This window comes from Stutzerimonas sp. NM35 (genome assembly GCF_054604355.1).
In genome coordinates this window covers 3,417,187-3,438,181 of record NZ_CM137728.1, presented here as the reverse complement: position 1 = coordinate 3,438,181, position 20,995 = coordinate 3,417,187, and the positions used below count along the sequence as shown (strand labels likewise).

The following is a 20,995-nucleotide window of genomic DNA, read 5'->3' as shown; positions in this document are numbered from 1 at the left end:
TCAACTCTCCAACTTTTGCGCGGCATCCTGCGCGGCGCGGCCACGTGGGCCGTGAAAATATTCGCGAATCCAGGCGTCGTCGGTGGCGGCGACGGCGGACAATGTATCGACCACCAGCACACGTTTCTGCGACAGCACCGCGACGCGGTCGCAGATGGTGTAGAGCGTATCCAGATCGTGGGTCACGAGGAACACGCTCAGGCCCAGGGCGTCGCGCAGGGTCAGGATCAGCTGGTCGAAGGCCGCCGCGCCGATGGGGTCGAGGCCGGCGGTGGGCTCGTCGAGAAACAGCACCTCCGGGTCCAGCGCCAGCGCACGGGCCAGGGCGGCGCGCTTGACCATGCCGCCGGACAGCTCGTCGGGGTATTTGCAGGCGGCGTCGGGCGGCAGACCGGCCAGGGCCAGTTTCTGCCGGGCCAGGTGTTCGGCATCGGCGCGCTTGAGCCCGGCGTGCTCGATCAACGGCAGGGCGACGTTTTCCTGCAGGTTCAGCGAGGTGAACAGGGCGCCGCGCTGGAACAGCACGCCGAAGCGCCGCTCGATCTGCGAACGGCGCCGGGTAGGCAGTTTCAGCAGGTTTTCACCGAAAACCGTGACGCTGCCGGCGTTGGGCTGGCGCAGGCCGACGATGCTGCGCAGCAACACCGACTTGCCGGTGCCGGAGCCGCCGACCACACCGAGGATTTCTCCGCGGCGGATGTCCAGGTCGAGGTTGACGTGCACCGCCTGACTGCCGAAACGGTTGACCAGGCCTCTGACCTGAATGACGGGTTCGTCCGCTTTCACCAGCCCATCTCCATGAAGAACAGTGCGGCGACGGCATCGATCAGGATCACCATGAAGATCGACTGCACCACGCTGGAGGTGGTGTGCTCGCCCACCGACTGTGCGCTGCCGCTGGCCTTGAAGCCTTCCAGGCAGCCGATCACGGCGATCAGGAAGGCGAATACCGGCGCCTTGCCCAGGCCGACCAGGAAATGGCTGATGGAAATGTCGCGCTGCAGGATGTTGAAGAACATCGCCGGCGAGATATCCAGCGCCAGCGAGCACACCACCAGCCCGCCGATGATGCCGCTGAGCATGCCGATGAAGGTCAGGATCGGCAGGGTGATCAGCATCGCCAGCACCCTGGGCAGCACCAGCAGCTCGATGGGGCTCAGGCCGATGGCGCGGATAGCGTCGATTTCCTCGTTGGCCTTCATCGCGCCGATCTGCGCGGCGAAGGCGCTGGCGGTGCGCCCGGCGAGCAGGATCGCCGCGAGCAGCACGCCGAACTCGCGCAGGAAGGAAAAGGCTACCAGGTTGACCGTGTAGATGGTCGCGCCGAAATCGGCCAGCACCGTGGCGCCGAGAAAGGCCACCACCGCGCCGACCAGGAAGGTCAGCAGCGCGACGATGGGGATGGCGTCCAGGCCGGTCTGCTCGATATGCGCGACCAGCGCCGTGATACGCCAGCGCCGGGGATTCCAGAAACTGCTGAAGAGGGTCTGCAGGGTCAGGCCGATAAAGCCGAGCAGGGCGCGTTGCTGGTTCCAGAGCCCGGCCAGGGTGCCGCCGATATGCGCCAGAACATCGGCCAGGCCGTTGGTTTTAGGCGCCAGGCTGGCCGGCGGCTGGTCCATGGCGCTGGCCAGGGTGCGCAGCAGCGCCTGGCGCTCGAGGGGCAACTGTGGCGCCCATTCATCCAGCTGTGCGATGCGCGCCGGGCCGAGCAGCTCCACCAGCAGCCCGGCGCCGGCGGTATCCAGCTCGCCCAGCCCGTCGAGATCGACTGCCTGTGCGTCATCGAGCGGCGGCGCGGCTCGCTCGATCTCGCGCTTGAGCGCGGCGTAGTGGGCGAGTGTCCAGTCGCCGAGAATCGACAGTCGCGTCGGTTGCCCTGGGTCTGCAGGTTGGTGCTGAAGCTGGCCAGGTAGCGAAGGCGGTTGCGGCATCGAAAAGGCGGTCTCTGAAGGCGTCGAGCTGATCCTAGCAGCTTGGCACACCGGGAGTCTTTGCGCTTTGTAGCCTGCCGGTGTCTGCGGTTTGCGTAGGATGTCGTGATCCGGCAGGGTAGCGATCAGCGTTTGGGCCTGATGGTGGCGGCGGCACCGGCGGAGGCAACGATGATGGCGGCCACTGCCAGCCATTGCCCCCAGAGCAGCCGCTCGCCGAGAAACGCCAGACCGCATAGCGCGGCGACGGCGGGCTCCAGGCTCATCAGGATGCTGAAGGTGCGTGCCGGCAGGCGGGTCAGGGCGATCATTTCCAGGCTATAGGGCAGTGCCGAAGAGAGCACCGCGACGCCCAGCGCGATGGGCAGCAGATCCACCGACAGCAGATTGCCACCGGCATGCCAGACGCCTATGGGCAGCACCAGCAGGGCGGCGATCCAGGTGCCGAGGGCGACGGTGTGGCGACCATGTTCGGCGCCCGCCTTCTGCCCGAAGATGATGTACAGCGCCCAGCACACGCCAGCGCCAAGTGCCAGGGCCGCGCCGCCGGGGTCGATGGCATGCTGCGTGGCGCCGGTTGGCAGCAACATCCACAAGCCGCTGATGGCCAGAATGACCCAGATGAAATCCAGCAGGCGGCGCGACGAAAACAGCGCCAGAGCCAGCGGGCCGGTGAACTCCAGGGCGACCGCGATGCCGAGGGGAATGCTCTGCAGCGACATGTAGAACATCAGGTTCATGCCGCCCAGCGCCAGGCCATAGGCCAGCAGGGGCCGGCATTTGCGCAGGTCCAGCCGTGCCCGCCAGGGTTGCATCACCAGCGACAGAATGATTGCACCGAGTACCAGGCGCAGGGCCGTGGCCCCTTCGGCGCCAACCAGCGGGAACAGGTTCTTGGCCAGGGATGCGCCGCTCTGGATCGAAACCATGGCCACCACCAGCAGAGCGATGGGGGCGAGAAGGGCGCTGAGTGGCATGAGGCTGTCCTGATCGGTTTAAAAAGGGACGGGTTTACCATGACCATGTCCCTGTTGGCTGTTACGAATGGACGTCCCCCTCCTGAGGACTTGCAGAACGCAGCTGCACTTCGGGCAACACTATCGGGGCATGGCCTTTCCTGTTGACCAAGCCCTTCTTCCTTCTCTTCTCGGCATTATCGCCCGAGCCTTGGGGTCAGGGCGCGCCGGGATGTTGCCGGCGCGTCGAGTGCATGTCGCGGGATGAAACTATCGCGGGCATTCGACCTCAATAGCGGGCAGCATCGACATGCAGACGGGCGAGGGGCTGATCGCCGGCGGCCTCGTCAGTATCCTTGTCCTGTTTTCCGGACTTTTAGCCATCAACCATAGCGAGCCTCCGCTTTGCCCCTGTATTTCTTCCGTATAGTGCCCTTCCTCGTCGTGCTGGCGGTCATTCTGTTCAGCGGGCTGAAGCCCGAGCCGGTGCCGCAGGTATTCGAGCAGCAGGACAAGCTGCATCACCTGCTCGGCTTCGCCGCGCTGATGTTTACCCTGCGCCTGGCGTTCCCGCAATGGCGGGTGCTCTGGGCAATAACGGCGAGCCTCTCCGCCGCCGTACTGATCGAGCTGGCGCAAAGCCTGTTGCCCAATCGCTGGGCTTCGCTGGGCGATATGCTGGCCAATACGCTTGGCGTGCTGTTGGGCTGGGGCTGTTCGCACCTGGCGTACCAGTGGTATCTGCAGCGTATCGGTGTCGTGACCGATGCGGATGCGCAGGAACGGGCAGAGCCTTTGCAAGGCGCGAGCCGGCACTGAAAAGTGAGCCCTCATACCTCGTAGGGCCGAACTCGTTCGGCCTTTGCCGATCCGTGGCTGAATGCATTCGACCCTACGAGTAGCCCGCGAACGGCTCATCAGGCCGCGCCGGCCCTCCGCTGTGTCTGCTGGCCTCGGCTGCGGGCGATGGGGTCGATCACCTCGAAGACGTCCTGCCACATCTGCCGCGACTGCTGCTTGAGCTGGCCGGCGCGGGACTGGATCAGCGTTCTGACCTGCTCATGCTGGTCCGTCACCAGATCGAGCTTGCGTCTGATCTGCGTGCTATCACTGGTGACCTCGATCAGCCCGTCCGGGAAACCGTAGTCCTCGAACAGCATCTGGTACTTGTGGCTCCAGCCGGTGGCCAGCGCCGGGACGCCCTGGGATAGCGCGCTGACCAGGCCGTGGAAGCGGCTGCCGAGGGTGCCGCTGCAGGCGCCGAGGATGCCCTTGATCTCCAGTGCGCCGCTTTCACGAATGATGTTGATGCCACCCACCGCCGCCGACAGTTGTTCCGCCAGGCGCAGGTCGTTCTGGCCTTCGTGAACCAGCACGAAAGGCCGGGCACCCTTTTCCTGCAGATAGCGGGTGCATTCGATCAGGAACGGCAGGTAGGCATCGCGTGTGGCCTGATCGGTCTTGTCCAGCATGCGGCAGTTGGGAACGATGCAGAAGCGGTTCTGCTCGGCATCGAAGTTTGCTGGCAATACGCCGCTGATCAGGTTGGTGAAGTCGGGGTACAGGCGGATGTTGTCCCGCTCGCCCACCAGCCGGGTCAGGTGTTCGTAGGAAATGCGTTCGCGCGGGAAGATCAGGTCGACATGTTCGACCACGTTCTGCATCGCCGTGCGGATCTTCTCCGTACTGAATGGCCCCAGCGCCTGCGGCAGCAGGATCACGCGGGTGCCGTGCTTCGCCCAGCGCCTGGCCGACTGCGCCAGCTCGATGCTCGGCTCGTCGCCCCACTGGTCGCTGTAGGCGAAGCCGGCAGCGTCGATCACCACGTCGACTTCCTTGTCCAGTACCACGCCGTACATCTCGCGCAACGGGCGTGGCGCAAGCGTTGCCAGGCTGCCCCACTGGATGCCGTAGCGCCACAGCGAGGCCTTGGGATAGAAACCCAGCTGCACCAGCTTGCGGAACGGGTGGTCGGATTTCTCGGTGGTCGGGGCCATGACGAAAGTGGCGTCGGGGTAACGGGCCTTGAGTTGCTGCTGAGCGGCATGCAGCATCAGCTCGGCGCCTTTATTGACGAAGCCTGCCTTTCTGATCTCGATAATCATCATTTACCTCAGTTGAAAACAATCAGGTCTTGCTCGGTCTTCTTGTCCGAATAGGGGATCCCTCCAGTGGGGTCGGCGTAGCCCACCGCCAGCAGCATCACGGTGCGCTCGTGGTAGGCCAGGCCGAGTTTGTCTGCCAGCAGTCGTTCCTTTTCCTCGATGTCCGGCCAGTTGATCGGGCAGGTGGACAGGCCGATGGTCTCGAACGCCAGCATCAGTTGCATTGCCGCCAGCGAGCCGTCGATATAGATGACATGGCGGTCGCGTGCTTCGGGATAGGCGCCCAGGTCACCCACCACGGCGATCACGCAGGGCAGATTGTGGTGAAAGCCGCCGGTGCCGCTGGCGCAGTGGGCGACTTCGGCGGCCTTGTGCGGATCGTTGCTGACATGAAAGCGAAACGGCTGGCGGTTGCAGGCCGAAGGCGCCAGGCTGGCGGCCCGCACCGCCCGCTCGATCAGTTCCTGGGGGACCAACCGGTCCTGATACCAGCGCACCGAGCGCCGCCGCTGGAACAGCACCAGCAACTGTTCGTAGCTGATCGGGCAGGGCGGCAGCTGGTTGTGCGGATAGGGTACGCACTGGCCGGGTTCGTCGGGGCTTGGGGCGCGGGCGAAGATGCCCTTTGCCGTATCGATGCGCGGCGTGCTTTCGACTGCGGCGAAGTAGGCGCCGAGCACGTCCCCGGCCCAGCGACGCTGGCCATCGAAGGTTCCGCTCCGGGTGGCCCCGGCGTAGCAGTGAACCGTTTCGCCGATGTAATCCTCGGCGAACGTGCCGCGTCGTGGACGCATGATCAGGCCTTTCTCCAGGCGATGCACATTGCGCCGAAGCAAGGCGTCGTTCTCACCCTGACGGCGCAGCAGCCGGGCGTACTGCAGGCGTCCGAGCAGCACCGCACGGTGCTCGCGATCGAACTCGCGGCTGAGAAAGCAGTAGTACAGCGAAGCCAGAAAGCCATTTCCCGAACACAGCCGGACCAGCCCCAGGCGGACATTGTCGCGGGTGGCTTTGAGTGCTGATTTGATCGGCTCGGGCAGGATTCGGGCGAGGGACTTGAGGCTCATCGGATGGCTCCTGCGGTACTGAATGCATAGCGCAAAGGGCTGAAGAATGATTTGGTCATCATGTAGAACACAGGGCGGGTCTTCGGATGCGCCAGCAGGGCGATCCAGGACGCGATGGCGTAAGACATGACGGTCGCCAGTGCCGCGCCTTCGCCGCCGTAGCGTGGAATCAGCAGCAGGTTGAGGCCGATATTGGCCAGCGCGCCCAGCCCCTGGGTGATCAGAGAAAACATCAGTGCGCCCTCGATCAGAATCCAGCGACTGAACAGCGCGCGCATGAAGATGAACACGCCGCCCCAGACATGAATGACCAGTATCGAGGCCGATTGTTGGTATTCGGCGCCGAACAGCAGCGAAATCAGCGGCTCGGCCACCAGCGTGACCAGGATGGCGACCGCCATGGCGAGGATGAACAGCATGTCGAACAGCTGCTGGAAACGCAGGTTGAAGCGCTTGGCATCGCTTGCGTGCAGCTTGATCAGCCGGGGAAAGAAGGATGTGACGATGGCCGTGGGCAGGAAATACCAGGCCTCCGACAGCTGCGCGGCGACGGCGTAAACCCCTACCGCCTCGGCTCCGGTCATCCACTTGAGCATGACCTGGTCGATCTTCATGTAGATCACCGCGAAGATCGAACCGAGATAAATGATCCAGCCCTGGCTGAGCAGCTCCTTGGCCTTGGCGAAACTGGCCGTCCAGCTCGTCAGCGAGAGCCGCGTGGCGCCCCTGTAGAGCAGCGCCAGCAGCAGCGCGGCGAACAGGAACTGCGCGGCATGGGCGAAGGCGAAGGCCATGACACCGGCACCGGAGAGGATCAGCAGCAGCTTGATACCGGCGGCCAGCAGCATCGCGCCGGACTTGGCGATGGCCGGATACTTGGCCTGCACCTGCGACTGGAACCAGTACTCCACCACGTCGAAGGTCTGGAAGAAGATCGCCGAGGCGACGATCAAGAGCATCCAGAACGCGGTCCCGCCGATATCCTCGAACAGCAGCGCATAGAGCAGGACCAGGCCGAAGCCGAGGGTCATGCCGGATAGTTTCAGGACAAAGGTAGTACCCAGGGTTTCCGGGATAATGTCCGGCTTGCGCACTACCTCGCGCACCACCAGCCCGGCCAGTCCCATGTGCCCGGCGGAGGCGAAGATGGCCGTCATGGCAATCGCGTAGGAAAGCATGCCGAACTGCTCCGGCCCCAGATAGCGCGCCAGCAATACGGCCATGACAAAACCCACGCCGATGTGCAGCAGCCGCTCCGCCATCATCCACGAAGCGTTGAACAGGTAGAGCCTGACCTTGTTGAAAAGGGTTCGTACTACAGACATCCGGTTGCCCGGCTCCTTACGGCTGGCTCCGCGCTGAAAGGCGGCGACGCACAGCTGACCCCCTTTAGCACGGCATGTTCCGGCGTGCATTCGAACCGGATGTGTCTCCGCCGTCCGCCTGAAACTAAGCTGTCCAACGGCCATCAGCGCCCGGGCCGCGCACGCAAAGGGCTGCCGCAATGGGCGTGTCTGGCCAAGCACGAGGAAAGTGTGATCTCAGGGTTCGACAGGCGGTGAGGTGCCAGCCCTGTAAGTGCGCTGGTATGGGTCAATATCTGTTGGTGTTTCACTGCAATTCGCATCGAAACCTCAACCGGGCCAGAGTCGCTGCTGGCCCACCCCATAAACGAAAAAGGCCCACCTTGCGGTGAGCCTTTTTCGTTGTTTTGTATGGTGCCGGCACCAAGAGTCGAACTCGGGACCTACTGATTACAAGTCTTAAAGGCTGAAATTTCAAGCTTTTTCATGAATTGCTAATGACTAGGTAAATCAATTACTTAGCTCAACCAGAGGCTACACAATCTTTCTTGAAATGTCATTGATTTTCACAAAAGTGTTGAGCAAAGTGTTGAGCAAATCCTGCGCCTGGAATGCTTGCTATGGGACAGAGACTGACTGACGCTCAGGTTAAGAGCTGGGCGGTAAATGGCACCATCAAGAAAAACGGAGTGATCACACCCACTCGTACCTTTTCAGAACAGCTGGGTGCGCGTGGTGCTGGCTCGATGCTGCTTGAGAGGCGGCCTAATGGCAGCATTGAGGTTTACCTGACGATGCGTCGGGGTGGTCGACAGGAGCGCCGTAAGCTCGGCCAGTTCGGTGAGCTTGCTTCTGATGGGCAGGTGTCTGGGTTGGCATTCTGGCGAAAAGAGGCTGAGCAAGTCTCGGCAGCAGCCCGTAGTTTCGATTCCTTCGAAGACTTTGAAACACATATTGCTATAGAAAAGGTAAATGCTGAGAGGGCGGCGAGTTTGGCTGCTCGCCAAGGCTCCTGCGAGCAATTGTTGCTGGCGTACGTAGACGATATGAAACGCCAGGGCAAAGTCAGTGCTAAAAATGTTCTAGGCGCTCTGCGGCTCGATGTGATCGATGCATTTCCTGCTCTGGCCCAATCGAAGGCCAAGGAAATTCAGCCGGAGGACATTACTCAAATATTGCGCCATTGCATAAACCGCGAGCCGGCAACTAAAGGGCGCGGCATGCGCAAGACCAAAGCGAGTACAGCCAACGGTAAGCTCACGACCGCGAATCGTCTTCGCTCGTATTTGCGGGCAGCTTTTTCGTTCGGCCTAAGGCATGACCTAAATTCTTTACGGGCAGGTGATGCGGTGCAATACGGGCTCAAACACAACCCGGTGGCTGACCTGCCGACCATCGAAGGGGCTGAGCGTGCCAACACAGACGCTTTGTCTAGAGACGAGCTGCGAGCAATCCTTCAGGCTGTAAATACTTTGCCTGGGCGTCGGCGGGATATAGCCACCGCAATGATCTACCTAGCCGGGCAGAGGGTAGAAATGCTCGTGCGCTCAACGTGGGCAGATTTGTCCGAGGACGACGAGCACGGGCTCATGCTCCGCTTGATTGACTACAAGGGCGGAAAAGGGACGCCGCCTTGTAGTGGTCTACTGATCCCGGACACCGATTTAGGCGAAAATCCTCGCCATTAAGAGGTGTTCGATGAGCAAGCAACGACGTACGTTTTCCGCCGAGTTCAAACGAGAGGCAGCTGCCTTGGTACTAGATCAGGGCTACAGCCATATCGAGGCCTGCCGTTCGCTGGGCGTCGTGGACTCGGCTTTGCGGCGATGGGTGAAACAACTCCAAGACGAGCGCCAGGGCGTTACCCCAAAAAGCAAAGCGCTGACACCCGAGCAGCAGAAGATCCAGGAGCTAGAGGCTAGGATCAACCGGCTGGAGCGGGAGAAAGCGATATTAAAAAAGGCTACCGCTCTCTTGATGTCGGACGAACTCGATCGTACGCGCTGATAGACCAGTTGAGTGAGCGGGAACCGGTAGAAGTGGTCTGTTCAGCCTTCGATGTGACGCGATCTTGCTACTACGCCCATCGCCTTCGACGTCGCCGTGTAGATGCTCGTCGCGTCGCGCTACGTAGCCGGGTCAACGAGTTGTTTAACCAAAGCCGGGGCTCGGCTGGCAGCCGAAGCATCCTGGGTATGCTGCGCGAGGACGGCGTGGAGATCGGCCATTTCCGTGTGCGTCGACTGATGCGTGAGTTGGGGCTGGTCAGCAAGCAGCCGGGCTCGCACGCCTACAAGCAGGCCACGGTTGAGCGCCCGGATATCCCGAATCGACTGAACCGTGAGTTCGCAGTCCAGCGCCCGAACCAAGTGTGGTGCGGCGACATCACCTACGTCTGGGCGCAAGGTCGTTGGCATTACCTGGCCGCGGTGCTGGATCTGCACACGCGTCGGGTGGTTGGCTGGGCGTTCTCCGCCAAACCGGATGCCGAGCTGGTAATCAAAGCCCTCGATATGGCCTATGAGCAGCGCGGCAAGCCACAGCAGGTGCTGTTCCATTCGGATCAGGGTAGCCAGTACGCCAGCCGCTTGTTCCGGCAGCGGCTGTGGCGCTACCGAATGCAGCAGAGCATGAGCCGCCGGGGTAATTGTTGGGACAATTCGCCGATGGAACGCCTATTCCGCAGCCTGAAGTCGGAGTGGATACCGCAGACCGGTTACCTGACGGCACAGGAAGCTCAGCGGGATATCAGCCACTACCTGATGCACCGCTACAACTGGGTCAGGCCGCATCAATTCAACGACGGGTTACCGCCTGCGGTGGCCGAAGAAAAACTTAACCCACTGTCCGGGATGGGTTGACCACTACACCTCGTGATCATCTCCTGCCCCTTTCAGGACGCGTGAAGGAAATTGTTTCACCGTTGCTAGAAGGTGGGCAGCGATCTCCTGGGCCGTTTTCGCTGGATGGGGTACGTCCAGTGTCAGCGCATACAGCGCAAAAAATCTTCTCCGAGTTGGGTGTAAATCTGTCGGAACAAGGCCTCACCCGCCGCTTCACCTGGCGCACCATGCGGGCAACTATTGAAACTCACTTGGCCGCCCTCGGTGTCGATGAGCAGCGAAGGGCGTGGCTGTTGTCCCATGGTCGAAGCGGTGTGCAAGCCAGGCATTACGACCGCTATACATACGTCAGGGAAAAGCGTGAGGACCTACAGAAATGGTCCTCCTATCTTGATCGGTTGTGAGGGCTGCGATGGCCTAACATAGTACTGGCCCGGTAACTAGGCACTTCAAAAGGTGGCTTTTTCAGCCTTTTCCTCAGCGGACCACGTTTCCGAAGAAACTGACTTTCCACCCCGGGTGGAAAGTCGTAAACCCAGCGGTGGCGCGGCTTGCAGTACTTTCCATCCTCGAATTCGCTTGGGTGGAAAGAGATTTCTGGCTTAGGTGGAAAGAGTTTCCACCATGGGTGGAACGTCGCAAACGCAGCTATGGTGCGGCTTACAGCCACTTTCCACTCTCGAAATTCGCTTGGGTGGAAAGAGATTTCAGGCTTAGGTGGAAATTACGGGTCACTACGCATTAGGTGGAAAGTCGGAAAGCCAGCAACGGCGAGGCCTGTAGCCACTTTCCACTCGTGGAAACCTCTTGCTTAGAACTTCTAACGGAAGCAAAAAAAAGCGAGGTGATTCCGTATAGATATATTACGAAGTGATTTTTGAAGGGTTTTTGCAGTAACCGTGTCGCGTAGCGGATGGTAGCGGATGGATGGCGATTCTTACCGCTTGGTTTCTACCTGAGGGGCTCTTGTAGCGACGGCGTATACCCGCTGGCTCGCGCTTGGGCGGCTATACGGCCCGTGGGGCATGAATCGGTTGTCGCCTGTGCCCCACCAAGCGGGTTGGCTCAAAAGACGTGCCATGCTCCTTGTGGAGCGCCCTTGTCACGGGGCCTGTCTGCGAGCGACGATGGCATCGTATTCGTCTTTTTTCGTCCAAATTCGTAGTCTGTGAACCAGCTATAGAATCGGTACCCTGCGAAGACTGCTAAACCTATCGCTGGGAAAATCAACCAAGTGTATAAGCCTAGAACGCCTGTCCATATAAGGATTTTAATTAAAATTGCTCCAGATAAAATGCTTGCTACCATTCCAAGTGCTAGGCCAAGAAATTTAAATAGTCTTTCTTTCCAGCTTGGCATCATGCCATGCCAATTCTCACTCAGGCAGAACGGGCAATAATTGCTAATGGCGCGTCCATATCTATATTGAGTGCGCGGAACTATTATTTTACTGCAGTTCTGGTAGGTAACTGTCGTATGGCGCATGCTTCTCTCGGAAGAAATAGGTTGTGATGAGTATATGATATAAGCCAAAGCATTTGGTTGCTAATTGTAATTGGTGCGTTTAGCTGCTGATTGGGTATAAGGCTAGGAGGTTGATTAAGTTACTTCCCGATAAAATAGTTCTCTTCACCAGAGCGATATACTACAGGTGGTGTTTTGCCTTTCCGCAAATGTTGCTGAGGAGCGTAAATTATAAACCAGTCTGGTAAGTCTGCCGAAAGGACCTTCATTGCAGTGCGAAAGTCCATAGAGTTTTTGCTGGCGTCGACGTAAAATATTGGTCTTCTAATAAAAATAGGACCATAGCTCATAGGCGCTTCAAGGAAGCTTGGACTGGTTTGGGCTGGCTGATCAAACTGCAGAAGATTCTTTTCTATCGCGAGCTCGCCACCAAAGGATGCTCTATGATTTTGCGGGTATTTAGTGATGAGCATCTTTTCATTAGATAAGTCCTTTTTAAACACTCGCTTCCTTGCCATGTTGTATTCGTTATCAACGACCTTAACGGCCTCCTCTGGTGAATTTGCCAGATCAGATGGCACCCAGGCCGCTATATGAATCATGTCCACCATTGGCGAAGCGCCGCCGCCTAGCAGCATCAGCCCTAAACCCACCCCTAGTGCTGCGCCACCACCCATGCTCGATGGGCCCGATACGGAGCCCAAACCTGCCATACCCACGTCTATGGCGCCTGTACTATATGCCCCTGCGGGGCGGTTCAGTTCAACCAGCATGTCCCTGGGAATATCTCTCATTCCCCAAACGCCCATAGCCTCCAGATAGGTGAGTGCATCGGACCACCGCTCCTTCGGCGTGTTTTTTGGGTCTTGCAACTGATCGAAAGCTATCCGGGGTTCAGAAGCACACCCTGTCAGGAGGATGAGGGTCGCCACCAATAGGCTCGCCTGAAGTTTTCTACTACGTTTCTGCATAGATACACTCTCCATTAATGGCGGAAGGCTATCATTCTTGGCAAGCCGCGATGACTATACGAAATGCGTACTCGGCGGGTGCCCTCTCACGCCTAGCTCGACTCATCAGCAGTTCGGGGCCCCGGGGCCTCCTGCCTATCTGTCACTGAAGACGGTCATCTCTTTCGTCTTGTGTAGGCACGTTATCCGAGCGATTCCGAGAATTTTTGTCATCTAGATACTTCTCCAGTGCGATTCCAATCACTCCGGTAGCTACTACTATCAGCACTATCACGCTGACGGTTATCAAAAAGCCTTTCTGCTGTCGGATCTATGCGATTTCCCTTCACTCTGTGGTTGGAGTGTTGAGTCGCGTAGCGGATGCATTTGCTTCAGTCGTGGTAATTGGCGTTCTGTGGTACAGCGAAATATCAAAATATCCCTGACAAACTCTTCCTGCGCTCAAGTTTTGACTCGTGAGCCGAAGATGGGATGCGAGCCCTTTGCCGCCTTGTATTGGCGGGAGGCGGGGGAGTATTCCTTCATCTGAGCTACTTACTATTGATTGGTGCCTGGCTATGTAAAACTTAGCCAGGCGCTCGCTTTCAGGACTCCGACTTAGAGTTTTGTTGTAGCCAGTATGCACAGTGGCTGGCTGTCAACCAAGCTTCGCAATTCCTCAATTGTTCTCGGAATCAACTTTGACTCGCCGGGTATGATAGGCCTCAAAATTGGCTTGAACTCCAGGATCTTCACATCTCCTAGTGATAGGGTAATGTCAAGTTCTTGCTCGCCGCCAAGTAAGTCTGGATGATTTGCATTCAGGTGATAAGTGCCAGGAGTGAGCTCTACTCGCTTAAGGCAAGATCCTGCTAGTGAAACCTCTTTGTCATTAATATCTAGAATCATCTCGACGCCACCATAGCTACTTTTGCGGTCGCGATATAAATATAATGCCGCACCATCCAGCGGCGCATTGAAGGTTAGAATCTCCTCAGCCTCGGGGCTCTGACGAGAAACAGTTTCGAATGTTGTGCAGCCAGTCAAGAGTGTTACAGCTGCGATAGTGGTAAGTATCTTCTTCATGTGTGTGCCAGTTTTATATTGAGGTTAGTTCTAAAGCTGACTTGCTTCGTTCTTTTTCTTTTGTCCGCTCTCTGCCTTCAACTGCTTTTCATACTCTCGCTTTAGGTCGTCACGAATATAGTTCATAGACATTTCAAAGCTCATATGTGGAGCGCTGAGAGTGATCTCGGTTTCCCCGTCGCGGAATGTTGCCGATTTGTTGCCGACAAATGGTATTTCTTGACTTACGTTCTTATATTTTTGACTGAGGATTTTATTGAGGTAATCGAATTTTGATTTAGGGAAGGTCGTCAATACTGCAACCAAGACTTCGTCACTATCAAATATAGTAGTGACTTTCTGAAGACTTTCAAATTCTATTTCTGAATTATTTAGCTCATACATGCTGCCGTCTGTATATTTGTTGATCCCTGTTTTTTGAGCGTTATACAATGTTCGAAATTCTTTTTCTGTCGTTTTTCCAAGCTCCATGTTGAAGATTTTAGGGTCTGCTAATGCACTTGTAGCCATTAGCAGGCTCGCAATTGTTATTGCTTTCTTCATAGGGCAGTGCTCCGTGGTAGGCGGCTGTATTTTCGTTGCTTATGCTCTTTTGGGTTGTGTTAGGGCTGTCTTAATTTGTTGTGTAGCAAAAAGACTTACTTGTTTTCCTATGAAATTAAGGGTTTACCCTTGTTTCAAATAGCTGGCGGCTGTGGGTTGTTCCCCAGGTTCCATTCGGGCCGATAAATATAAAACCAGCCTGGAAGATGAGTTGAGCCAATCTCTATAGCTTTTGGATCTTGCAACTGATCGAAAGCTATCCGGGGTTCAGAAGCACTATCTGCCAGGAGGTCGCCACCAATAGGCTCGCTTGAAGTTCTCTGCTGCGCTTCTGCATAGATACCCTCCCTCTTGATGGCGGAAGGCTATCATTTGGCAAGTGGCGTTGACTATACGAAATGCGTACTCGGCGGGTGCCTCTCACGCCTTGCTCGACTCATCAGCAGTTCGAGGCTCTGGGGGCTGGCTGATACGAAGGCCTCCTGCCTATCTGTCACTGAAGACGGTTATCTCTTTCGTCTTGGGCAGGCACGTTATCCGAGCGATTCCGAGCACTTTTATCGTCCAGAAAGCTTGCTACAACGAACCCAATTACTGCGGCAGCAGCTATTAGCAAAAGTACTGCGCTGATGGCTGTTACAATCCGTACAACTGATGTGTCCATAACACCTCCGTGCCTTCTCGGCTGGCCCGCTGATAACGGGCCGTTGCCGCAGTGGATGTTCAACGACAACGCAGAGCCTCAGCTCCGCTCGGTCACTATGTCAATACTGATGCAATACGTGCCGGGTACCGCCATGACGACGCAGACGATTGGCCCCACCCCCATGATCTGTCCCCACAGGCTTCTGAGCAGCGGGTATGCCACGAACATCGCTGCAGCTTCACCCAGCTGCATCATGGCCAACCGCCCCAGGAATGCCGCACCGGTTCTCGAAAGCAGAACCAGCATGAATCCTGTGAGCGCCATCATGGGCCGTAGCCTAGATTGCGGTCGGCGACGATTGGCAGAGTTTGTTAGGTTCAGTGGCAATGGAATCTTCCGAACCAGTCTGCTGCGCTCAAGGCGTACATCGAAGGCCCAAGCCAGCCAGGAAATTCCTACGGCAAGAGCCAGAATGAAGCTCACTCCTAGTCCTAATGACGACATGTCCAATTCCCCCTGAATGTTCTTCCCTGCGTTCAATCAAAACCGAAGGCAGAAAAACTGCCTCCGAAGTCGCTCATGCCATGATCAAACGACAGGCTGTCACTCATCGTGTCGATGCCATACGCGTTGCCCATGACATCGAAGCAGCTACCCATCATGGGCATTCCGTTGGCTGGGTTGAGCCAACTGGCACCCATGGGTTCGAAGCTGCTGGCCAAAAAATCCGATGAGAAAGTGTCAGCTTGAAACAGCTCGACCGGATCTGTTTGGCTCGTATGGTCATCGTGCGGAGTGGTGAAGGAGGTACTCGGGTCATTCTCCTCTAACAGCGAGTCGAACATCTGCCACCGTCGCTCATGGCGAATACCCAGGCCGTCATGCACCACGACCGCTTTTCCCTGGATGGGATAGATGATGGTCGTGTACGCCGGTTTGGCTGGCTGGACGATGGAGGTGAACAGGTTGACGAGTTCGCTGAATAGGCTCATGGCTGGCTCCTTGGTTATGAGTACCTACAGCGTCTCCTGTGTCTGAAATAACCCAAATTTTGAGCAGGCGAGAACGTGCTGATGTTCAGGTGAGTCTTCGCGCTTATCTCGCCACGGCCTTCCATAGCTGATCGACTCGCGTAGAAGCTCTGACTGCTCGGCTCGTAGCGTATGGGCTGAAATAGCTACCAACCAAAATTATTCCGAATTATTCGGTTTTAAATAATTTTCTAGGTGAATAGTAGTTGGCTGAAATCATTCACAGAGCTTGGTGCTTAAACAGCTCCTTGCTCGAACTGCACCTTTGAACGGGGAGCCGCTGAGTGGGGCATGGAATGTGTAGTCGTGACACTTGTAGCCGTTGTGCGCTGAGGCCCATCTCTGGCTGGGTATATGCGAAATCCGAACGATGAGCATGGAATCTGTAGTCATGAGGCCTGGTAATGCCGTTGGTTGTGTGGCCGCCTGGCTGAGCGCAACATCAATTTAACGGTGCCGCAGTGTCCGGTTTGATAGGGGCAAGTCCAAGGTGCTGGCCAGTCTGTCTCACGTGTAGGTGCGAAGCATCGTGCCTATGTCTATGTGTAGTGCCTTTAGCTGAAGCTTTGCCTAATGTGGAATTTGGATTTTGATGGTGGCATAATGATGCCATGCCAGTGTTGTGGTGAATGGCGTGGGCTGGTGATACAGGGTACGGTGTCAAAAGAAATAGCTTCACAAAGTGGAAGTGAATTACATGAAGTTTAAGTAAAATTATTTATCCGAAAATAAGCTGATCGTGTGAGAAGGATTTACTAGATAAGGGCTGGTTTCTTCAAGCTCTAGATAGGGCTATGGGGCAGTTCTATTTAATTGCCAATGCGCTAATTGATAAATATGTACGTTGAATAAAGAGTAAGGAGCTGTTATGAAAAAATACGCTGCATTACTAGCTGTGCTTACCTCCACTGTGACATTAGCTGCTGATCAAAGTTTTGTTGATTTTGCAGTCAAGCAGGCGCATAGCCAAGGGTTCACTGGGTGTGATGCTGCAATTAAACTTCAGCATAGAAATGCTGGAGGTTCTGACATCAGGACTAACGTTACAACATACAAGGATAATCCAAACTTGCTTACAATGCTTAGTACATGGGGTTCAAAAGATGATTCTGTTTTTTCAAAAGCTACGTATTTAAAGCAGGGGCAAGAATGCTTTTACGATGTCACTACTATTATTACAACTTCAAAGTCATGTCTAGCATATGCACAGAGTGTTCCCGCTTTCAAATATATTGCTGAAGCAGGTGACTATATTTGGATGAAAAACGAAGGAGGAGCAAATCTCCTTCTGACGCCTGCCGGAAATGGTTGCGTAGCGACATTCTCTGTTGATCAAAAAGCATAAATATTTCCAATAATCAGCTGGCGCAGCACCTCTGCATTGATTGGTTTAAGTGTGGAGGTGAGCTTTTGACGCTCTTTAGTATTTTGCTTTTGCTGATAATTTTTATCTTATGGATTGGTGTTTCCAACAAGAGATCGAGCTCTTTAGAAGCTTGACTTTACAAGGCATCGTTGCCCTAGCAGTAACTTATCAGTTGGGGTACTGGTTCGTTATCTCGCTCCCTACCAGGGGAAGGCTAGTCCACCCTCAACCTCAATGCAGTGTTCCGCCAACCAAGTCTTTCGCTGTGCAAAGTCTGGCATGACACGCTCCAGACGCAGCCGAGGGGGGCGGCTCGCATCTCATGCACCACCACATATTCCGCAATGGGTTTGGGTAGCAAGATGGTTTTCCAGTGCAAGTACAGCAGCGCGCCCTTGCCGCATGAGCCCCACCGATAACCGAGGTCCTGCACCCGCACGCGGCATAGGGAGAGGTCCATGCGAGCCTGATAGTTCTTGACGCGCACTGCCAGCCAATCCCATTGTACCAGTGGATGAATTGTTCGCGAGTGCGTGGCAACTCGCTGCGCAGCAGGCGGAAGCGCCCGGCAGAGAGCTTCAGCGGCACCGCCTGATCGTCTACCAGCTTCAGGCGATAACTTCGTCCCAGGTACAGAAAGCCCTCTCCATCCGCATATTCCTTGGAAGGGATAGCCCGCTGCAGGCGTTCTTTCTCGGCCAGCGGCGAGTAAATCCTCTTGTACTAACTCCCGCAGAGTTTGCTCTTCCACCTCCGGAGGAGCCGAGAGGATCAGTGCACCATCGCGCTCGACGGTAATCTGCATCGTCTTGCGCCGCTCACTGCGGCGCACTGCCAGCTGCAGATCGTCTACGGTCAGAGTTAGATTGCTCACACCAGCATCAACCTCTCGTGACTGGATCCTGCCTGATCAATCAGTCGGTCAGCCTGAAAACCCGTCGCATCAGGTGATCGAACAGCTGACCGGCCAATTCCTCTTGGGCAGCACGCTTGTCCCTTTGTTGTTTTGCATAGGGAGTGCAGGGAACGCAGGGACAGACAAGTTACGGCAGGGGTGGATCTGTGCCCTAAGCCTTTTTCTGGTAGGGAACAGCGGGAACATGCGGGGTGATTTTCCCTGTGTTCCCGATTTCGGTTTGGATGAGGGAGCAGGCGAAAGTCGCATGAATGCTAGCTGTTCCCTGTGTTCCCTTCTGAAAATGGAACAATGTACTTAACCAACATCCTCCAGGCATGCCGGGTCGATCCAGTACAGACCGGGATTGCTACCATCGGGGAGCCGCTTCCTGTGCTGCAGCTTGCCTGGCTCTTTTTTAGTGATGGCATTCACGCTGTCCAAAGCGCGCAGCACACGGGTCAGCTCAAAGCCGCTTGTGGCCTCGTGCAAGCCGCTGCGAGTGAACAGGTAGACGCGCCCCCTTTCGGTGCGTTCCCAATAGCCGGCGCGGTCGCGAACGACCTCTGCGCCCGCGCCCACGGACTGAAAACGACTACCCCCGTGGCGGTCTAGGAAGTCCGAGATCGCGCGTAAGATTTGCCGATCTTCACTAGGCCCTTTACCACGCCCGGCCTGCCACCCTTCGAAGAGCGCCATCATACTGGTGGTTCCTTCGCCCGCTGCTAAAGGGAACAAACCGTAGGTCGTTGCGAGTTCCAACGCGAGGGCGAGAATCGCAAAATGTCTGGCTACACGAGCAGACTGGCCGGAAGTCGGATGGAAGCGCTTTTGGATTTCATCCAGCAGCTCTGGGAGCTTTTCCGTATCGCCACGCTCGATCAGCTGTCGAACGAACTCTGGACCGGCGTGGCCATAGTTGGTACCGCTGGCTTTCTGGAGCGCATCGGACAGAATCTCTCCCTCGGGGTAGCCGTGCAGGTTGTCCCAGGCACCATAGGTGCGCCCCGCAGACACCGTTACCAGGCGGATCTCCTGTCCGGCCCGTACAAGTTTTCCCGCCTCGCGCATTTTGGTTTCGAGCGTTATCTCACCGCTTGACAGAAGAACCGCAAGCCAGCGACGTAGCTTACGTGCAGCACCGGTACGCTCGGCACGTTGTTTACCGATACCATCGACGACGGCATAAACCACTTCTCCCACGGTAGCTGGATTAGCTTGGCCCAGCTCATCCAACGCTACCAAGCAGTCGTTGCGTAAGGCGGAAATGCCTTCCAAACCGCTGGCTGTACCTGCCCATTTTCGCATGAACCGATTCCCGTGCCCCCAGACCGACGCTGCACACATGACAATCGTTGTTTTGCCGTTGGAGCTGTCCCACAGCAGGTGAAAACCACACCCGGAGTAAATTCGTAGGGGTGCCAGCAATGTACCCGCAAGCGCTGCGCCTAGACCGAGTTGCAATAGCGGGTTGTCTGGCAGGGTAGCGCCGATGGTCTGCCGCCAGCCGTCCAGCGTGCCGGCTTTGCCATATTCGCCATCGGCGGAACTTTCTGACTGAAAAATCGCATCGCCCTTGCCGATGCTGTCGAGGGGGGTGATAAAGAGTTCCGAGCTGAGCCAGCCCGTTGCCGCAGCAGAAATAACCCGACGCAGGGGGTACTGACTGGCGATATAGGTCACGATCTTGGTGCGTCGAGAGTAGTCAATTTTCAGCCCTCGGCTGTACAGCACAGATACGATTTGCTCCGGTCTGCCAGCAAGGAGGTCAGAGGGCATGGCCCACGTCAGTTCGGAGCCATCTAGGTTGGTAAAACGCAGCAGGCGTCCATAACCCTCGCTGCATGACTGGCTACGGGTGATCGCGTCCACGTGTAGCGGCCCGCAGATCCACTCGTGCGAGATGATTTCCGCGCCTTCGCGTGTGGTTCGCGTGTTATGCAGCCAGACACCAGGGTGGAATTTGTGGCCATTACGAGTGACCTCCATCTCATGCACGCTGTAGCCGCCGCTTGGGGTGATGGGTTTTTGAGCTGGCTTAATCGGGGTTAGGCGGGGCACGTTAGTGGCCGTGGTGGATTGTGCGTTGGCCTCTTTTTCTGGAGTTGGCATGGCGAATTCCTCGTTTTGGGGCGCAAGGGAGCCCACAAACCAAAAAAATTGGTTCGAAAGAAAAAAGATTTTTGGGGCGCCCTCTAGGCGGCAGCGACCGATTAGAGGGCGCGGCGCGGGTCAGTCGTCGAGCGCGAGGAACTGTTTGAGGTCCGTGCGCAGCCACAGCAGGCGGCGACCAAACTGGCGTGGCTGCGGAAAGCCGGGGGTTTGGCGCATGCGCCAGAGGGTCGTACTACTGCAGCGCAGAAGCTGACAGATTTCATCGCTGGTTAAGAATGTCTTGTTTGGCATGGCAAGGTGCTCCGGAAGTGTGTGGGATCACTGTGCCGGTCTGCGAAAGCGTTTTGGGCTGGTATTCGACCAGTTTTGTGTAGGTTTAGGATTTAGCGGGAAAAACTATTACGGCTCCGCACCGGCAATTTGCATCCCGACCGAGGCACTAGACAAGCTGGGGAAGGCAGAAATGGCCGCTTTCAGCTAACCGAATGCGGCGGAGCACCGACGAAGTGTTGAGCAAAGTGTTGAGCAAAAACGAAAAAGGCCCACCTTGCGGTGAGCCTAAGTCGTTGTTTTATATGGTGCCGGCACCAGGAGTCGAACCCGGGACCTACTGATTACAAGTCAGTTGCTCTACCAGCTGAGCTATACCGGCGAAAAGATGGGCGCCATTATAGCGATTGGTTGCGGCGA

17 protein-coding genes, 1 tRNA gene and 1 pseudogene are annotated in these 20,995 nt (G+C 56.8%); 4 read left to right on the top strand and 15 right to left on the bottom strand.

The features are described from left to right. From ACYCFC_RS15845 to rhtA, 3 genes are all read right to left on the bottom strand, one after another. Positions 1-786 carry an ATP-binding cassette domain-containing protein gene (locus ACYCFC_RS15845; protein ID WP_181084595.1) on the bottom strand — a complete coding sequence of 262 codons (786 nt, stop codon included), beginning with the start codon at positions 784-786 and terminating at the stop codon, positions 1-3. Next, entirely contained in the window at positions 783-1,934 is a 1,152-nt protein-coding gene (locus ACYCFC_RS15840; protein WP_459652197.1) for an ABC transporter permease, read from the bottom strand. Before ACYCFC_RS15840 ends, ACYCFC_RS15845 begins: the two co-directional genes overlap by 4 nt. A gap of 125 nt (positions 1,935-2,059) precedes the next feature. After that, a complete protein-coding gene (rhtA, locus tag ACYCFC_RS15835) occupies positions 2,060-2,911 on the bottom strand; it encodes a threonine/homoserine exporter RhtA (RefSeq protein ID WP_459652196.1) in 852 nt (283 codons plus the stop codon). A 390-nt stretch (positions 2,912-3,301) separates the two neighbouring features. Here rhtA and ACYCFC_RS15830 point away from each other — a divergent pair, with 390 nt between their 5' ends. After that, a complete protein-coding gene (locus ACYCFC_RS15830; RefSeq protein ID WP_459654013.1) occupies positions 3,302-3,709 on the top strand; it encodes a VanZ family protein in 408 nt (135 codons plus the stop codon). A gap of 98 nt (positions 3,710-3,807) precedes the next feature. Here the strand turns inward: ACYCFC_RS15830 and ACYCFC_RS15825 are convergent, their stop codons facing one another. The 3 genes from ACYCFC_RS15825 to ACYCFC_RS15815 are packed head-to-tail and all read right to left on the bottom strand — an operon-like array spanning position 3,808 to position 7,387. Next, positions 3,808-4,995: a polysaccharide pyruvyl transferase family protein gene (locus tag ACYCFC_RS15825; protein ID WP_459652195.1), complete on the bottom strand. Its 1,188-nt coding sequence runs from the start codon at positions 4,993-4,995 to the stop codon at positions 3,808-3,810. 8 nt (positions 4,996-5,003) lie between these two features. Beyond that, positions 5,004-6,062, bottom strand: a complete 1,059-nt coding sequence (locus ACYCFC_RS15820; RefSeq protein ID WP_459652194.1) for a nitroreductase family protein — start codon at positions 6,060-6,062, stop codon at positions 5,004-5,006. After that, positions 6,059-7,387, bottom strand: coding sequence for a flippase (locus ACYCFC_RS15815; protein WP_459652193.1), 1,329 nt, complete (start codon positions 7,385-7,387; stop codon positions 6,059-6,061). The genes ACYCFC_RS15820 and ACYCFC_RS15815 overlap by 4 nt, the downstream gene beginning before the upstream one ends. A gap of 599 nt (positions 7,388-7,986) precedes the next feature. On the opposite strand from ACYCFC_RS15815, the gene ACYCFC_RS15810 reads away from it, so the two are divergent. Then, a complete protein-coding gene (locus tag ACYCFC_RS15810) occupies positions 7,987-9,054 on the top strand; it encodes a hypothetical protein (RefSeq protein ID WP_459652192.1) in 1,068 nt (355 codons plus the stop codon). A 10-nt stretch (positions 9,055-9,064) separates the two neighbouring features. Continuing rightward, a protein-coding gene (locus tag ACYCFC_RS15805) for an IS3 family transposase (RefSeq protein WP_459652135.1) occupies positions 9,065-10,227 on the top strand; the annotation gives its coding sequence in 2 pieces (ribosomal slippage) (positions 9,065-9,320 and positions 9,320-10,227; 1,164 coding nt in all). 1,586 nt (positions 10,228-11,813) lie between these two features. Here ACYCFC_RS15805 and ACYCFC_RS15800 read toward each other — a convergent pair. From ACYCFC_RS15800 to ACYCFC_RS15780, 5 genes are all read right to left on the bottom strand, one after another. Beyond that, entirely contained in the window at positions 11,814-12,644 is an 831-nt protein-coding gene (locus tag ACYCFC_RS15800; RefSeq protein WP_459652191.1) for a hypothetical protein, read from the bottom strand. Between the two features lie 597 nt (positions 12,645-13,241). Next, positions 13,242-13,709 carry a hypothetical protein gene (locus ACYCFC_RS15795; RefSeq protein ID WP_459652190.1) on the bottom strand — a complete coding sequence of 156 codons (468 nt, stop codon included), beginning with the start codon at positions 13,707-13,709 and terminating at the stop codon, positions 13,242-13,244. A 30-nt stretch (positions 13,710-13,739) separates the two neighbouring features. Then, entirely contained in the window at positions 13,740-14,252 is a 513-nt protein-coding gene (locus ACYCFC_RS15790; protein WP_459652189.1) for a hypothetical protein, read from the bottom strand. A gap of 742 nt (positions 14,253-14,994) precedes the next feature. Then, positions 14,995-15,381 (bottom strand): hypothetical protein, encoded by a 387-nt coding sequence (locus ACYCFC_RS15785; protein ID WP_459652188.1) that lies wholly within the window; start codon positions 15,379-15,381, stop codon positions 14,995-14,997. 53 nt (positions 15,382-15,434) lie between these two features. After that, on the bottom strand, positions 15,435-15,890 hold the full coding sequence (locus ACYCFC_RS15780) for a hypothetical protein (protein WP_459652187.1): 456 nt from the start codon (positions 15,888-15,890) through the stop codon (positions 15,435-15,437). 907 nt (positions 15,891-16,797) lie between these two features. Here ACYCFC_RS15780 and ACYCFC_RS15775 point away from each other — a divergent pair. Beyond that, positions 16,798-17,274, top strand: a complete 477-nt coding sequence (locus ACYCFC_RS15775) for a hypothetical protein (RefSeq protein ID WP_459652186.1) — start codon at positions 16,798-16,800, stop codon at positions 17,272-17,274. A 221-nt stretch (positions 17,275-17,495) separates the two neighbouring features. Here the strand turns inward: ACYCFC_RS15775 and ACYCFC_RS15770 are convergent. The 4 genes and pseudogenes from ACYCFC_RS15770 to ACYCFC_RS15755 all read right to left on the bottom strand — a co-directional run bounded on the left by ACYCFC_RS15770 (position 17,496) and on the right by ACYCFC_RS15755 (position 20,957). After that, positions 17,496-18,169, bottom strand: a pseudogene (locus ACYCFC_RS15770) (M48 family metallopeptidase). A 339-nt stretch (positions 18,170-18,508) separates the two neighbouring features. After that, positions 18,509-20,302 carry a DUF927 domain-containing protein gene (locus tag ACYCFC_RS15765; RefSeq protein WP_459652185.1) on the bottom strand — a complete coding sequence of 598 codons (1,794 nt, stop codon included), beginning with the start codon at positions 20,300-20,302 and terminating at the stop codon, positions 18,509-18,511. Between the two features lie 120 nt (positions 20,303-20,422). Then, on the bottom strand, positions 20,423-20,596 hold the full coding sequence (locus tag ACYCFC_RS15760) for a helix-turn-helix transcriptional regulator (protein WP_459652184.1): 174 nt from the start codon (positions 20,594-20,596) through the stop codon (positions 20,423-20,425). Positions 20,597-20,881: 285 nt separating this feature from the next. After that, a tRNA-Thr gene (locus ACYCFC_RS15755) sits at positions 20,882-20,957 on the bottom strand. Between the last annotated feature and the right edge of the window lie 38 nt (positions 20,958-20,995).